The organism is Streptomyces sp. NPDC006879 (assembly GCF_042869595.1).
In the GTDB taxonomy this organism is placed as follows: Bacteria; Actinomycetota; Actinomycetes; order Streptomycetales; family Streptomycetaceae; genus Streptomyces.
In genome coordinates this window covers 34,457-48,960 of record NZ_JBIAGC010000018.1, presented here as the reverse complement: position 1 = coordinate 48,960, position 14,504 = coordinate 34,457, and the positions used below count along the sequence as shown (strand labels likewise).

General features: G+C 70.6%; 13 protein-coding genes and 1 tRNA gene. 10 read left to right on the top strand and 4 right to left on the bottom strand.

Going from position 1 to position 14,504, the window contains the following annotated elements; genetic code table 11:
* Positions 1 to 64 precede the first annotated feature (64 nt).
* Positions 65 to 664 (bottom strand): TetR/AcrR family transcriptional regulator, encoded by a 600-nt coding sequence (locus ACFYMC_RS16205; RefSeq protein WP_388524802.1) that lies wholly within the window; start codon positions 662 to 664, stop codon positions 65 to 67.
* A 162-nt stretch (positions 665 to 826) separates the two neighbouring features.
* On the opposite strand from ACFYMC_RS16205, the gene ACFYMC_RS16200 reads away from it, so the two are divergent.
* From ACFYMC_RS16200 to ACFYMC_RS16170, 7 genes are all read left to right on the top strand, one after another.
* Positions 827 to 1,777, top strand: coding sequence for an alpha/beta hydrolase family protein (locus ACFYMC_RS16200; protein ID WP_388524800.1), 951 nt, complete (start codon positions 827 to 829; stop codon positions 1,775 to 1,777).
* A 437-nt stretch (positions 1,778 to 2,214) separates the two neighbouring features.
* Positions 2,215 to 3,849, top strand: a complete 1,635-nt coding sequence (locus ACFYMC_RS16195; RefSeq protein ID WP_388524797.1) for an ATP-binding protein — start codon at positions 2,215 to 2,217, stop codon at positions 3,847 to 3,849.
* 44 nt (positions 3,850 to 3,893) lie between these two features.
* Positions 3,894 to 4,334, top strand: coding sequence for a roadblock/LC7 domain-containing protein (locus ACFYMC_RS16190; RefSeq protein WP_388524795.1), 441 nt, complete (start codon positions 3,894 to 3,896; stop codon positions 4,332 to 4,334).
* Positions 4,331 to 4,714, top strand: a complete 384-nt coding sequence (locus tag ACFYMC_RS16185; RefSeq protein ID WP_388524792.1) for a DUF742 domain-containing protein — start codon at positions 4,331 to 4,333, stop codon at positions 4,712 to 4,714. Before ACFYMC_RS16190 ends, ACFYMC_RS16185 begins: the two co-directional genes overlap by 4 nt.
* Positions 4,692 to 5,333: an ATP/GTP-binding protein gene (locus ACFYMC_RS16180; protein ID WP_388524790.1), complete on the top strand. Its 642-nt coding sequence runs from the start codon at positions 4,692 to 4,694 to the stop codon at positions 5,331 to 5,333. Before ACFYMC_RS16185 ends, ACFYMC_RS16180 begins: the two co-directional genes overlap by 23 nt.
* Positions 5,330 to 5,878, top strand: a complete 549-nt coding sequence (locus ACFYMC_RS16175; protein ID WP_388524787.1) for a GAF domain-containing protein — start codon at positions 5,330 to 5,332, stop codon at positions 5,876 to 5,878. Before ACFYMC_RS16180 ends, ACFYMC_RS16175 begins: the two co-directional genes overlap by 4 nt.
* Before the next feature lie 187 nt (positions 5,879 to 6,065).
* Positions 6,066 to 6,139 (top strand) — tRNA-Pro (locus tag ACFYMC_RS16170).
* Between the two features lie 215 nt (positions 6,140 to 6,354).
* Here the strand turns inward: ACFYMC_RS16170 and ACFYMC_RS16165 are convergent.
* Both ACFYMC_RS16165 and ACFYMC_RS16160 read right to left on the bottom strand, forming a co-directional pair.
* On the bottom strand, positions 6,355 to 7,023 hold the full coding sequence (locus tag ACFYMC_RS16165) for a GAP family protein (RefSeq protein WP_388524784.1): 669 nt from the start codon (positions 7,021 to 7,023) through the stop codon (positions 6,355 to 6,357).
* Between the two features lie 281 nt (positions 7,024 to 7,304).
* Positions 7,305 to 8,009, bottom strand: a complete 705-nt coding sequence (locus tag ACFYMC_RS16160) for a DUF2470 domain-containing protein (protein ID WP_388524781.1) — start codon at positions 8,007 to 8,009, stop codon at positions 7,305 to 7,307.
* A gap of 253 nt (positions 8,010 to 8,262) precedes the next feature.
* Here ACFYMC_RS16160 and ACFYMC_RS16155 point away from each other — a divergent pair, with 253 nt between their 5' ends.
* Genes ACFYMC_RS16155 through meaB form a run of 3 tightly spaced genes read left to right on the top strand, consistent with a single transcriptional unit; the run spans position 8,263 to position 13,334 of the window.
* Positions 8,263 to 10,119, top strand: a complete 1,857-nt coding sequence (locus tag ACFYMC_RS16155; protein ID WP_388524778.1) for a methylmalonyl-CoA mutase family protein — start codon at positions 8,263 to 8,265, stop codon at positions 10,117 to 10,119.
* Complete coding sequence (gene scpA, locus ACFYMC_RS16150) at positions 10,116 to 12,335, top strand: methylmalonyl-CoA mutase (RefSeq protein ID WP_388524775.1); 2,220 nt, start codon at positions 10,116 to 10,118, stop codon at positions 12,333 to 12,335. Before ACFYMC_RS16155 ends, scpA begins: the two co-directional genes overlap by 4 nt.
* A 6-nt stretch (positions 12,336 to 12,341) precedes the next feature.
* Positions 12,342 to 13,334 carry a methylmalonyl Co-A mutase-associated GTPase MeaB gene (gene meaB / locus ACFYMC_RS16145; RefSeq protein WP_388524772.1) on the top strand — a complete coding sequence of 331 codons (993 nt, stop codon included), beginning with the start codon at positions 12,342 to 12,344 and terminating at the stop codon, positions 13,332 to 13,334.
* Positions 13,335 to 13,436: 102 nt separating this feature from the next.
* Here meaB and ACFYMC_RS16140 read toward each other — a convergent pair whose 3' ends face one another.
* The gene (locus tag ACFYMC_RS16140; protein WP_388524769.1) at positions 13,437 to 14,453 is read right to left on the bottom strand and encodes a PHP domain-containing protein; all 1,017 of its coding nucleotides are present in this window, start codon (positions 14,451 to 14,453) and stop codon (positions 13,437 to 13,439) included.
* Positions 14,454 to 14,504: the final 51 nt, after the last annotated feature.

Genomic DNA, 14,504 nt, shown 5'->3' with positions numbered 1-14,504 from the left:
CGCAGCCGATCCTCACCGCTCCACGAGGTCACGCCCTCGTCCCGCTCGGACGGGACCTGCGCGCTCAGTCAGTCGAGGGCAGCCGCATTCCCTGGAGGAGCAGGGCGATCAGCCGACGGGGGTCGTAGCGCGGGTCGCTGTCGCGACCGATGCACAGGTTGCCGACGCCGCGCATCAGTTCGTAGGGCTCGATGCCGGGGCGAACGTCTTTGGCTTCCACCGCGGCGCTGAGCAGCTCCCCGCAGACGGGCACTAGGCGGTCGAGGAAGTAGGTGTGCAGCGCGGCGAAGCGGTCGCTGTCGGACTGCAGGGCGTCGGCGAGCCCGTGTTTGGTGACCAGGAAACCGGTGAAGAGGTCGATCCACTGGCGGAGCGCGTCGAACGGGCGACTCGCCTCGGTCAGCAATCTCGGGCCGGCCTCCGCGCAGGCCTCGATCTGGTGCTGGTAGACCGCGGTGACCAGATCCGCCCGGGTGGGGAAGTGCCGGTAGATCGTTCCCAGCCCCACACCGGCCTTGGCCGCAATCTGGCGGATCGGCGCATCGACGCCCGAGGCCACGAACACCTCGGCCGCGGCGGCGAGCAGAGTCTCCTGGTTGCGCCGCGCGTCGGCCCGCTTGCTTCGGGTCGGCGTTCTTGGGGCGGGATCCTGCGTGGGCGTCACTCGTTCCTCCGGGACCATTGACAAACCGGATCACTGTTCCGGATATTTAAATGGAACAGCGATCCGCTTCAGTCTAACCGCATTGGATCGCGCCTGACCACGTGCCCGCCGCCCGGCCCACGCCGGCAGCGGCCCAGGCACCGCAGAAGGGGCCAACCCGCCATGAACGCCTCCACCCACACCGTCGCGCCCGTTCCCGTCCTGTCGTACGGCCCGGTCGTCCTGAAGGTCCCCGGACGACCGGTAGCACTCCACCTGCGCGTCTCGGCGCCCGGGACCGGAGCCGGCCTACCCGTCATCCTGCTCTCCCACGGCCATGGTTTCTCCAACCACCTTTCCTCGCTCAACGGTTACGCCCCCCTCGCCAACCTCTGGGCGGCAGCCGGATTCGTCGTCGTCCAACCCACCCACCTCAGCTCCCGGACCTTGAGCCACCAGCTCACCGAAGCTCCTGGAGCCCCCTTGTTCTGGCGCTCGCGCGCCGAGGACATGAGCCACATCCTCGATGGGCTCGACGAGATTGAGAAGGCGGTACCGCAACTCGCCGGCCGCGTCGACCACGCCAGGGTCGCGGTGGCCGGGCACTCCATGGGCGGCCACACGGCCAGCCTCCTCCTGGGCGCCCGCGCCGCGGACCCCCACACCGGGGAGGAGGTGAACCTGATCGAGCCCCGGATCAAGGCCGGTGTCCTGCTGGCCGCACCAGGCCGGGGCGGCGACATCCTCAACGGCCCGATGGCCCCGCTGGTTTCCTTCCTCGACACCCTCGACCTCACCACCATGAGCTCCCCCGCCCTGGTCGTCACCGGCGACATGGACGACCCGAGTCACTTCACCGACATCGGCCCCGACTGGCACGCCGACCCCTACACCCTCGCCCCTGCACCCAAGACCTTGCTCACCCTGTTCGGCGCCGAGCACCTCCTCGGCGGTGTCTCCGGCTACGACGCTGCCGAGACGACCGATGAGAACCCCGAACGGGTGGCCGCTCTCGCTCGCCTCGTCGCGGCCTACCTCCGCATGCAGTTCGACTCCGAGGACACCGCGTGGCACACGGCGGTCAGTGCCCTGACCGCCGGTCCCAACGCCGTGGGGCGGGTCGAGACGAAGTGAGACCGGCCGGGTCGTCGTCGCGTTGCATGACGCGGTGTACTGCCCGTCCCGGGGCGCGGGCCTTCGCGTCCCGGGGACCGGGTGGGTGACGGTCCGTCCACTGACCGGGGTTCGCGGCCCGATCCTGCTCGTCGTCCGTCGGGCGGATGCCGGACGACGGTCCCCTGCGGAGCGGCGCCGGGGCCGCCGCCTCCTCCCGGCCCCGACCTCCGTGGGTCCGGAGCTCCCACGGAAGCGGCCGGGCGGGCTGGACACGACCAAAGCCCCAGGCCAGGCCAGGATTATTCGGGCGGTCGTACGAGCGCTCCTCCCGGAGCGGGAAGCAGTGCGGCGAAGTTCGCGGACTGGGCGGTCTCGGGCCGCGGCTGCGCATTAGCGTGGGCCATCGGTGATCAACGCCGGGCCCCGCCCGGTGGCCCCATCTACCGAGGACGCCGATGTCCGAGCTCCGCGCACCCGCGGCGCGCCAAGACCGCGCCCCCCGCCGGGAGGGCGGCCGTCGAGGCCGCGCAGCCGCCCGCCCCGCCACCCACCGCACGGTGCCGCGGATACGGGCCCAGCTGGTCCGTGCCGCCGTCCTGCCCGCGCTCGCCGCCGCGCTCGCCGGAGCCGCCGCAGTGATCTTCACCCTCCAGTTCACCCATGCCCGCCCCGACGTCCAGCTCTGGCCCGTGCTCGCCGGCTGCGGCGCGCTCGTCCTGGCATCCCTCGCGGCTGCGGCCCTGGGGGCTCAGCGGCCCGCGAGGACCGTCGCCGAACACTGCGAGTCCCTGCGCCGGGCGAACGCGCGCGGGCAGAAGGAACTGCGTTGGGCCGTCGAGCAGATCGAACGCGGAGAAGAGTTACCTGAGCGCCGTCCCGCGCCGGTCGTCGCGCCCACGGACGAGTTCGGCCGCCTTGCCCACGAACTGCGCCTGGCCCGCGAGGGCGCCTTCGTCGCTCTGGCTCGTGCCGCCGCCGTGCCCGGCCCCCCGGTGCCCGCCGGGCCCAGCGAGAACGACCAGAAGGTGGAGGTGTTCGTCAACCTCGCCCGACGACTCCAGTCACTCGTTCACCGTGAGATCACCCTCCTCGACGATCTGGAGGACGTGGTGGAGGACCCTGAGTTGCTCAGGGAGCTCTTCCACGTCGATCACCTGGCCACCCGCATCCGTCGCCACGCCGAAAACCTCGCCGTGCTGGGCGGCGCCACATCCCGACGCCAGTGGACCAGGCCCATCGGCATCAGTGAGGTGTTGCGCTCCTCGGTCGCCGAGGTCGAACAGTACTCGCGGGTCAAGGTGGTGCCCCCCGACTCCGTGAGCATCGGCGGTCACGCCGCCGCTGACGTCATCCACCTGATCGCCGAACTCGTCGAGAACGCCACCGTCTTCTCCGCCCCCAACACCGACGTACTCGTGCGCGCCGAACGTGTCACCGCCGGCATCGCCGTCGAGGTGGACGACCGAGGCCTGGGTATGCCCGCCGCGGAACAGGCCCGTATGAACACCCTGCTTTGCGATCCGGACCAGGTAAGCGTGGCCGGTCTGCTCGCCGACGGACGGATCGGCCTGTACGTCGTATCGGCACTGGCCCGGCGACACGGCATCGCGGTGCAACTGAAGCCGAACATCTATGGCGGGGTGCTCGCCGTCGCCGTGCTCCCGCAGTCGTTGATGGGGCCGCAGGAGCCGGCCGAAGCGACCGTCCCCCCACAGTCTCCAGCCCCGTTTGCCTCCTCTGCCGCTGATCCGCACCCCGGCGTCACCGCGGCACAGAGCTCCCCGGCCCCGGTCCCGCCGCTCGACCACAGGTGCCCACCACCCTCGCCGTCTCCCGCTGCCCGGACCACCGCTGGGCCGGCCTACGCGGGCGAGCGCCCGCCGCTTCCGCGGCGCCAAGGCCAGCACCACCTCGCCGCACACCTGCGGGCACCGACCGCGTCAAGCCATTGCGGAGAAGACGAACCCCCGCTGCACGACCCCGGGTTGATGGCCGCGTTCCAGCGCGGCTTCGGTCTGGGGCAGGCGCGGCTCGACATCGACGACGCGGATCACGAGGCGAACCGCTACCTGGACCCGGGCCCGGATTGATGCGGCCCGTCCCCGAACCCCTTCACCAAGGAGCCTCCTTTCTCATGTCCACGACCGAAGCAACGCCGGGCCACACCGGCGACCTCGACTGGCTGCTGGGCGGGCTGGTACAGCGCGTGCCGTTCACCCGCAGCGCGGTCCTGCTCACCGCCGACGGCCTGGTCAAGTCCGTCCACGGCCTCGATCCGGACAGTGCCGACCACCTCGCGGCCCTCGCCTCCGGGCTGTACTCACTCGGCCGCAGTGCCGGAGCCCGCTTCGGGGAGGGGGCGGAGGTCCGCCAGGTGGTGGTGGAGCTCGACCGCGCCCTGGTCTTCGTATCGGCCGCCGGTTCGGGGACCTGCCTCGCGGTCCTGGCAGACCGGGAAGCCGATGCGGGCGTTCTCGGCTACGAGATGGCGATGCTCGTCAAGAGCGTCCGGCCGAGCCTCGGCGTCGGTCCACGGCGGCCCGGTCCGGCCTCCGCCGAGGCCACGGGCCGGTGAAGGCTCCGCCCGCACCGCACGACCCGCCCTGGCTCGATGACGCGGCGGGCCGCCTGGTCCGCCCCTACCAAGTGAGCAACGGCCGCACCCGCCCGGCGTCCGCGCTGGACCTGCTCTCCCTGGTGCACGCGACCGGTGAGCCGGCCCACCACGCCTGGGGGCCGGACCACGCACAGGCTCTGCAGCTGTGTGCCAGTCCGGTGTCCGTGGCCGAAGTCGCCGGGCATCTGCGGCTGCCCGCGGTGGTGACGAAAGTGCTCCTGTCCGACCTGCTGGAGTGCGGCGCGGTGGTGGCCCAGGCGCCGCGCTTCCCGGCACGTGCCTGTGACGACCGGTCGCTGCTGGAGGCGGTGCTCGATGGTCTACGTAGACGACTTTGAAGGTTCCAAGGACCGCGACAACGGGGCGGTCCCCGCGGAGGTGGCGCCGGCAACGCTGAAGATCCTGGTCTCGGGTGGTTTCGGTGTGGGCAAGACCACGTTCGTGGGCGCGGTGAGCGAGATCGAACCCCTGAGCACCGAGGAACTGCTCAGCAGCCAGGGTGAAGGGACCGATCCCCTGGAGGGCGTGGAGGCGAAGACCGCGACGACGGTCGCACTTGACTTCGGCCGGATCACACTGGCCAGCGGGCACGTCCTCTACCTCTTCGGCACCCCGGGGCAGCAACGCTTCTGGTTCCTGTGGGAGGAGCTCAGCCGCGGTGCCCTCGGAGCCGTGGTGCTGGCCGACACCAGGAGACTCGCGGACTGCTTTCCGGCGCTGGACTTCTACGAGCGGCGGGGGATCGCCTTCATCGTCGCCGTCAACGAGTTCGAAAGCGGGCACCGCTACTCGCAACAGGAGGTCCGAGCCGCCCTGGACCTACCCGCCGAGGTTCCGCTCGTCAGCTGCGACGCCCGGGAGGCCCGGTCGGGCACGGACGCCCTGATCGCCCTGGTCCGGCACCTGCTGAGAAGCACTGACCCAGGGGCCGTGCGTCAGGAGGGGGCCCTGAGGTGACGTTCTACGAATCGACCGGCCACCTGCTGCTCACTCCCGTGGACCTGCAGGCCCCGGAACGGACGCTTCGACTGCGCGAGCTCGGACTCGGCAACCGGGCCGAGGAATCCCTCGACGATTTCGCGGCGAGGATCGGGCGGGAGTTCGAGACCTCCTGCGCGGGGGTGAACTTCATCGACGAGAGCAGACAGTTCTTCGCCGGCCTCCATCACACGGGCCCCGAGGAACCGTCCGGGCGCGCCTACCCCCAGCGAGTGCTCGCCCGTGACCGCGGCTACTGCCCGTACGTCGTGGTGCGACGCCGTGCGCTGGTGTTGGAGGACGTTCGGGACTTCTCACGGTTCGCAGCCAACGCCGTCGCGGACGAGAACGGCGTCCGTTCCTACATCGGAGCCCCCCTGATGGACCGACGGGGCTTCGCCCTGGGGACGGTGTGCGCGGTCGACACCGTGCCGAGAACGTGGGGCAGGGAGGGGCTGGACCGGATCAAGGCCCTGGCCGCGGAGCTCGTCGAACAGATCCGCCAGCGCGAGGAGACCGACTGAGGGCAAGGCCACCCGGTGACCGCGGTCGCCACGCGCCCCTCACGCCCCGACTCCCGGCCGGCTGTGGAGAACCTCGACACGCGCTCCCTCCGCCGCGGCCGTCCTAAAGGCGTGCGCGACCACCGGGCGAAGTACGGTATGGTTCTCATGCGCGTTCGGCCGGGGGAAACCCCAGGTCAGCGGGCATCGGGACGTGGCGCAGCTTGGTAGCGCACTTGACTGGGGGTCAAGGGGTCGCAGGTTCAAATCCTGTCGTCCCGACTGTGCGGAAACGCAGGTCGAAGGCCGTTCTCTCATCCAAATGAGAGGGCGGCCTTCGGCGCGTCCGGGGTCAGCTCTGCCCAGGAGGCGGTGCATGCCGGGTCTGCCCTTCGCGGTCTTCGGGCCGCGGGCTGCCCCGCCCGGTCCGGCAGCCGGGCAGATCGGTCGATTGGACGCGGGCGCGCAGGGCGTACGAGGTGTCTGTCAAGGGCGGCTCAGAGCGGGCCGCCCAGGGCGTCCCCGATGTACTTGGCGCCCAGCGCGAGGAGGATGGTGGCCATGATGGCGGCGTTGTGGAGCGACATCCAGTTCTTCCAGCTGTCCAGTACCCGCGCGGCGCGCTCACCTCCGAGCAGGTAGACGCCGAGGGGCAGTAGCGTGCACAGCGAGCCGATCAGGACCATCAACGCCGAGGCCACCGCCTTGGCGCCCGCACCTGCCGGGCTGCTGGCGATCGAGGCGGCCCCGCCCAGGGCGAGCGCCAGGTTCTTCGGGTTGGCCGCGACCAGCACCACCGCGAGTGCGGCTGCCTTCGACGGGGTGAAGCGGTCCATGGCCCGCATCCACTTCGGTGGTGGGGCTTGTTGCCCGCCCCGGGGGCGGTTGCGCCACTGTCGCAGTGCCAGGAGGAGGAAGACGACCCCCAGCGCGAGCTTGAGCCACTGTGGGCCCGTGGAGGTGTCCCCGTCGCCCTCCAAGCCGCTGCCCACGGCGACGACGAGGCCGACCACCAGGGCGAGTGCGCCCACCCAGCCGGCGGTGAACGCCATGCCGTTGGTACGACCGCGCGGTGTGGTCAGCATCAAGATCACCGCGACCAGTGGCAGTGGGCTGATCGCGATGCCCACCGCCGAGGCCAGCATGCTGCCGATCGCCTCACCCATCGCCTGCCCCTTTCTCACCCGCACGGTTGCCCCGGGGTGCTGACCCCGTTGGTGGAAGTGCCCCGCTGGCTGCGAGCCGACGCACGCCGCGGCCGGCGGGCGGCTCGTGACGAGGGTGGTGTGCGCAGAGCTTGCTGGGGTCGGTGAAGCGGCGGCCTTTGCCGGCGCGTCCCCGGGGTCGAGGAGAGGCGCCCTGCTTCTCAGCCTCGATCGTGCACAGCGCTCCGTCTCGGGCACCAGGGCAAACGGGTGAGGACTGCTGATGGGCGCGAGCCCCGGCGTCAGCTCGGCAGCCGGTTGGGGTGGCAGGCGCGACGGGCGGCACTCAGCAGGGCGTGGATCTGCGGTCCGGCCTGGTCGGCCTCGGTCACCGGGGTGGGGAAGAGTAGCCGCGCGTCTCGGTGGCGGTCCGGGTATTCGAGTCGCAGAGTGATTCCGTAGCGGTCCATTCCGACGGGCATCGCGCGGGTCACTCCTGCTGCCGGGCGAGGGTGGACCAGCCGGATCAGCCGGGTGACCAGTTCACCGTGGTCGTCCACCAGGTGGGTGAGCATGTTCGCCCCGTAGGTGGCCAGTGGGTCGGGCCGGCTCGATTCGAGTGCTTCGAGCGTGACGAAACTGCGGCCCTTGGGGTCTTCCAGTACGGCCTGCCCGAACTCCATGCAGATGCTCTCGGTGCTTCCCTCGTGGTAGGGCTCCTCGACCAGGCCGGTGAGCGTGACGCGGGCGCGCACCCGGTCGCGCACCGGCACAGGTGCGATGTCGGTGAGCTCAAGGCGGATGGGGACGCGCCGGTTGGAGGGGTGGGCGGAATCCCCGCCGGGGGCGTGGAGGTGCACGTGCCCCATGGCGCCGAGTTCGTCGAGGCGGTGGACCTCGGCGTGGCGGCCGTCGCTGACCACGGTCATGGAGTGGGCGGCGGCGAGGACCGACCGGATGCGTTCGGCTGCGGTCGGCTGAGCATCGGGGGCGCTACAGGGGTCCATCCGGGTCTCCAGGGTCCGCTGAATGAAACTTAGGCATGCCTAACCTAACCCAATAGGCTCCGTCGCTCCAGTCCGTCGAATGCCCCGAGGGTGACCTTTCGGGCGCCTGTCGGAAAACGGCCCCCGGGACCGCCGCGCCGATCCGGACATCGTGTCCTTGTGGCGATTTGACGCCTTGTTCGCAGGTCAGGAGAGGGGAAGGTCACATCTGGTGGCCCTGCTGCTCATCTGACGGCTGTCCTAGCATCCAGACATGACGGTTCTGCCCGATGAAGGGCTCTCGCTCGCTTCCGAATTCCCGGATGCCACCCATGAGCAGTGGCAGCACCTGGTGGAAGGTGTGCTGCGCAAGTCGGGCAAAGAGGTGTCGGGCTCGGCAGCCGAACAAGCGCTGGCCACCGCACTGGAGGACGGACTCACCGCCCGGCCCCTGTACACGGCCGAAGACGGTGACTCGCCCGAGAACGGCTACCCGGGATTCGCCCCCTACGTACGCGGAAGCCGCCCCGTAGGCGGCTGGGACGTCCGCCAGCGCCACCAACTGGCCGACCCCGCCCGGACCAACGCGGCGATCCTTGCTGACCTGGAGAACGGCGTCACTTCGCTGTGGCTGTCCGTAGGCGGCAGCGCCCTCCCCGTCGAGGCGCTCCCCCAAGCACTGGAAGGCGTCTACCTCGACCTCGCCCCCGTCGTGCTCGATGCCGGCGCCGAAACGATGGCCGCAGCACGGGGGCTGTTGGAGCTCTACGAACGGCGCTCCGTGCCCCGCGACCAGGCGCGCGGCAACCTCGGCGCCGACCCGCTGGGTCTGGGCGCCCGTACCGGCGCCACCCCCCTCGCCCTGGACGACCCCGAGGGCATCGCGGCGCTCGCGGTGCGCTGCCACGAGGAGTTCCCGCAGATGCGCGCCCTGACCGTGGACGCGCTGCCGTACCACGAGGCGGGCGCCTCCACCGCGCAGGAACTCGGCACCTCGCTCGCCACCGGCGTCGCCTACCTGCGCCACCTGGCCGCGGCCGGACTCGACGTCGAAGCGGCGTGCCGCCAGATGGAGTTCCGCTACGCAGCCACCGCGGATCAGTTCCTGACCATCGCCAAGCTGCGCGCGGCGCGCCTGCTGTGGGCCCGGGTCCTGGAGGCGTGCGGAGCGCCGCAGGCCGGTGCGCAGCGCCAACACGCCGTCACCTCACCGGTGATGATGACCCGGCGCGATCCGTACGTGAACATGCTGCGCACCACGATCGCCACACTCGGCGCCGGTGTGGGCGGCGCCCACGCGGTCAGCGTCCTGCCCTTCGACAGCGAGTGGGGGCTCCCCGACGCCTTCGCCCGCCGCATCGCCAGGAACACCTCCTCCGTCCTCCTCGAAGAGTCGCACCTGGGCCGAGTGGCCGATCCTGCCGGAGGCTCCTGGTACGTGGAACGCCTCACCAGCGAACTCGCCGATGCCGCCTGGAGGTTCTTCCAGGAACTCGAACGCGCCGGAGGCCAACGCCAAGCTTTGGAGAGCGGGTTGCTCGGGGAGCGGATCGCCGCCACCTGGCAGGCGCGCAAGAAGAAGCTCGCCACCCGTCGTGAACCCGTCACCGGCGTCAGCGAGTTCCCCAACTTGGCCGAGCAACCCGTACACCGGGAACCCGCGCCCGAAGGCGACACCGGGGGATTGCCCAGGGTCCGCCGGGACGAGGACTACGAGGCGTTGCGGTCCCGCTCGGACGCCCACCTCCTCGCCACCGGCAGTCGCCCCAAGGTGTTCCTCGCCGCGCTCGGCCCCGCCTCGGCGCACACCGCCCGGGTCACCTTCGCGGCCAACCTCTTCCAGGCCGCAGGAGTGGAAGCGGTGCACGACCCGGTGCCCGTGGACGCGGGCACCGTGGCCGCGGCCTTCACCCGTAGTGGCGCTCCCTGCGCCGTCCTGTGCTCCAGCGACACCCTGTACGAAGAGCAGGCCGCGGCCGTCGCCGGAGCCCTCAAATCGGCAGGTGCCCAACAGGTTTTCCTCGCCGGACGGCCCGGTGAGCACGAGGGCGTCGACGCCTACGTCTACGCCGGATGCGACGCCGTGAGCGTCCTGACCTCCGTTCTCGACCGCATGGGAGTGGCGGCATGACGCACGATCCGCACTCGATCCCCGACTTCTCGCAGATTCCCCTCAGCGCCGGCGCTCAGGCACCCGTCACCGAGGAACAGTGGCGCGCTGCCGTCAAGGAGTCCACCGGCGACAGCGCCGACGATCTGCTGTGGGAAACCCCGGAAGGCATCGGCGTCAAGCCGCTGTACACCGGTCGTGACCTGGAGGGCCTGGACTTCCTGGGCACCTTCCCGGGCGTCGCCCCCTACCTGCGCGGCCCGTACCCCACCATGTACGTCAACCAGCCCTGGACCATCCGCCAGTACGCCGGTTTCTCCACGGCCGAGGAGTCCAACGCCTTCTACCGGCGCAATCTGGCGGCCGGTCAGAAGGGGCTGTCGGTCGCCTTCGACCTGCCCACCCACCGCGGGTACGACAGCGACCACCCGCGGGTCACCGGGGACGTGGGCATGGCGGGCGTGGCCATCGACTCCATCTACGACATGCGTCAACTCTTCGACGGCATCCCGCTGGACAAGATGACCGTGTCGATGACGATGAACGGTGCGGTGCTGCCCGTTCTCGCGCTGTACATCGTGGCGGCCGAGGAACAGGGCGTACCGCCGGAGAAACTGGCCGGGACCATTCAGAACGACATCCTCAAGGAGTTCATGGTCCGCAACACCTACATCTATCCGCCACGCCCCTCGATGCGGATCATCTCCGACATCTTCGCGTACACCTCGCAGAAGATGCCCCGCTACAACTCCATCTCCATCTCGGGCTACCACATCCAGGAGGCCGGGGCCACCGCCGACCTGGAACTGGCCTACACCCTCGCGGACGGAGTGGAGTACCTGCGGGCCGGCCGCGAGGCAGGTCTGGACGTCGACGCGTTCGCGCCCCGGCTGTCCTTCTTCTGGGCCATCGGCATGAACTTCTTCATGGAGATCGCCAAGCTCCGGGCAGCCCGCCTGCTGTGGGCCAAGCTCGTCAAGCAGTTCGACCCGAAGAACGCCAAGTCGCTTTCTCTGCGCACCCATTCACAGACCTCCGGCTGGTCCCTGACAGCCCAGGACGTCTTCAACAACGTCACCCGCACCTGTGTGGAGGCGATGGCCGCCACCCAGGGGCACACGCAGTCGCTGCACACCAACGCCCTCGACGAGGCGCTGGCACTGCCCACCGACTTCTCCGCCCGCATCGCCCGTAACACCCAGTTGCTGCTCCAGCAGGAATCCGGCACCTGCCGGGTCATCGACCCATGGGGCGGCAGCGCCTACGTCGAACGCCTCACCTACGACCTGGCCCGCCGCGCCTGGCAGCACATCCAGGAGGTCGAGAAGGCCGGCGGCATGGCACAGGCCATCGACGCGGGTATCCCCAAGCTCCGCGTGGAAGAAGCCGCGGCCCGGACCCAGGCCCGCATCGACTCCGGACGCCAGCCCGTCATCGGGGTGAACAAGTACCGCGTGGAAACCGACGAGCAGATCGACGTCCTGAAGGTCGACAACTCCTCGGTGCGCGCCCAGCAGATCGCCAAGCTCCGCCGGCTGCGCGAGGAGCGCGACGAACAGGCCTGCCAGGACGCGCTGCGCGCGCTGTCCGAGGCGGCCGGACGAGAATCAGGCCCCGGGCTGGAAGGGAACCTGCTCGCTCTCGCGGTGGGAGCGGCCAGAGCGAAGGCCACGGTGGGTGAGATCTCCGACGCCCTGGAGTCGGTGTACGGGCGACACGCGGGCCAGATCCGCACCATCTCCGGTGTGTACCGCAACGAGGCAGGGGAGTCCCCTTCGGTGGATCGCACACGTTCCCTCGTCGAGCGCTTCGAGGAAGCGGAAGGCCGACGCCCACGGATCCTGGTCGCCAAGATGGGTCAGGACGGGCACGACCGTGGCCAGAAGGTGATTGCCACCGCCTTCGCGGACCTCGGATTCGACGTCGACGTCGGCCCGCTCTTCCAGACCCCCGCCGAAGTGGCCCGTCAGGCGGTCGAAGCCGATGTCCACATCGTCGGCGTCTCCTCGCTCGCCGCCGGGCACCTGACCCTGGTGCCGGCGCTGCGCCAGGAACTCGCGGCCGAGGGACGGGAGGACATCATGGTGGTGGTGGGGGGCGTCATCCCGCCGCAGGACGTGCCCACCCTGCTCGACATGGGGGCGGCTGCGGTCTTCCCACCCGGGACGGTCATTCCGGACGCGGCCTACGACCTGGTGACGCGGCTCGGCGCGGCACTGGGCCACGACGAGCTGTAGTCGCCCGTGGCACTCGACCTCGAAAGCTACGTGAAGGGCGTACTCGACGGGAAGCGGGCCTTCGTGGCTCGGGCCATCACTCTCGTCGAGTCCACCCGCCCCGACCACCGGATGCTGGCACAGCGGCTGCTCACCGAGCTCCTACCGCACACCGGTCGGGCCCGACGCATCGGAATCAGCGGGGTGCCGGGGGTCGGCAAGTCCACCTTCATCGATGCCTTCGGGACGATGCTGACGAGCCTTGGCCACCGGGTGGCCGTCCTGGCCGTGGACCCCTCTTCCACCCGCACCGGGGGTTCGATCCTGGGCGACAAGACCCGTATGGAACGCCTGGCCGTCGACCCGGCCGCCTTCGTGCGCCCCTCGCCCAGCGCGGGCACCCTGGGCGGCGTCGCCAAGGCGACCCGCGAGTCGATGGTGGTGATGGAGGCCGCCGGCTTCGACGTGGTGCTGGTGGAGACCGTCGGTGTCGGACAGTCCGAGACGACGGTCGCCGGCATGGTCGACTCGTTCCTGCTGCTCACCCTGGCCCGTACCGGTGATCAGCTCCAGGGAATCAAGAAGGGGGTCCTTGAGCTCGCTGACGTCATCGCGGTCAACAAGGCCGACGGCCCCCACGAACGGGACGCCCGCAGCGCCGCCCGCGAACTGGCCGGTGCGCTGCGGCTGATGCATCCCGCCGATGCCGCCTGGACCCCGCCGGTGCTGAGTTGCAGTGCCCGAGAGGGGTCCGGTCTGGACACCCTCTGGGACCGCCTCGAACAGCACCGTGCACTGCTCGACGCGGGCGGGCGGCTGGCTGCGAAACGACGCGGGCAGCAGGTCGACTGGGCCTGGTCCATGGTCCACGACGAACTCCTCGGGCAGCTGCGGGCGCACCCCGAGGTGCGGGAGCTGGCCCCGGAGGTGGAGCGGCAGGTGCGGGACGGCGAGCTGACGCCCACCTCGGCCGCAGAGCGGATCCTGGCGGCGTTCGGCAGGGGGCGGGGACCTGAGTAGCCCACCACAGCCTGCGGGCGGGGGCGGCTTCGGCCCGCTACGAGCGTCGAGAGACGGCCCTGAACCGCGGGCTGAGCCGTGTCGGGCAGTGCGAGCGGCGGGTCAGGTGCCGCGGCTCCAGTCGAGGAGGTCCTCCAGCGGCCAGGAGTTGACCACCCGCTCGGCCGGCACCGCGCACTCATGAGCCCGGGCGCATCCATAGACCTGCCATGCCAACTGGCCCGGCGCGTGCGCGTCCGTGTCGATGGCGAAGAGCACGCCAGCCGCGACGGCCCGACGCAGCAACCTCCTGGGAGGGTCCAACCGCTCCGGCCGGCTGTTGATCTCCACTGCCGTGCCCGACTCGGCGCAGGCGGCGAACACCTCCTCGGCGTCGAAGTCGGACTCCGGCCGTGTCCTGCCGGTCAGCAGGCGCCCCGTGCAGTGCCCCAGGACGTCGGCGTGCGGGTTGCGCACCGCCGCGACCATCCGCCGGGTCATCGAGCGCCGGTCCATCCGCAGCTTCGAGTGCACCGACACCACCACCACGTCGAGTTGCGCCAGCAACTGCGGATCCTGGTCCAGCGAACCGTCGTCGAGGATGTCGCATTCGATCCCGGTGAGCAGACGGAAGGGCGCCCACGTCTCGTTCAACTCGGCCACCACCCGCATCTGCTCCCGCAGCCGCTGCGCGGAGAGCCCCCGGGCCACCTTCAGCCGCGGTGAGTGGTCGCTGAGCACCACCCACTGGTGGCCGAGTCCCGCCGCTGTGCGGCCCATCTCCTCGATGGTGCTGCCACCGTCGGACCAGTCTGAGTGCAGGTGACAGTCACCGCGCAGTGCGGCCCGCAGCTCCGCACCGGTGACCGGGGCGGGCAGGGGGGCGGAGCTCCGCTCCTCCAGGCGCTGCAGGTACTGCGGGATCCGCCCCGCCAACGCTTCGGCGATTACGGCCGCGGTCTTCTCGCCGATGCCCTTGACGGCGGTCAGGGTGCCTGCGGCGGCGCGTTCCGCCGGTTCCTCGGGGGCCATGGACGCGACTTGCTCGGCCGCGATACGAAAGGCCCGGACCCGGTAGGTGGGCGCCTGGTCGCGTTCCAGTAGGAAGGCGATCCGCCGCAGGGCGGCCACCGGATCCATCGGGTCACCTCCCGCCCGTTCCGCTTCGCTCGGCCCCCTCCCAGCATCGCC

Coding starts and splice junctions, on each gene's coding strand:
- ACFYMC_RS16160 (WP_388524781.1), bottom strand. CDS start 8,009: ATGGACCCCTGTAGCGCCCCCGATGCTCAGCCGACCGCAGCCGAACGC.
- scpA (WP_388524775.1), top strand. CDS start 10,116: ATGACGCACGATCCGCACTCGATCCCCGACTTCTCGCAGATTCCCCTC.
- ACFYMC_RS16200 (WP_388524800.1), top strand. CDS start 827: ATGAACGCCTCCACCCACACCGTCGCGCCCGTTCCCGTCCTGTCGTAC.
- ACFYMC_RS16195 (WP_388524797.1), top strand. CDS start 2,215: ATGTCCGAGCTCCGCGCACCCGCGGCGCGCCAAGACCGCGCCCCCCGC.
- ACFYMC_RS16140 (WP_388524769.1), bottom strand. CDS start 14,453: ATGGATCCGGTGGCCGCCCTGCGGCGGATCGCCTTCCTACTGGAACGC.
- ACFYMC_RS16155 (WP_388524778.1), top strand. CDS start 8,263: ATGACGGTTCTGCCCGATGAAGGGCTCTCGCTCGCTTCCGAATTCCCG.
- ACFYMC_RS16190 (WP_388524795.1), top strand. CDS start 3,894: ATGTCCACGACCGAAGCAACGCCGGGCCACACCGGCGACCTCGACTGG.
- ACFYMC_RS16180 (WP_388524790.1), top strand. CDS start 4,692: ATGGTCTACGTAGACGACTTTGAAGGTTCCAAGGACCGCGACAACGGG.
- ACFYMC_RS16165 (WP_388524784.1), bottom strand. CDS start 7,023: ATGGGTGAGGCGATCGGCAGCATGCTGGCCTCGGCGGTGGGCATCGCG.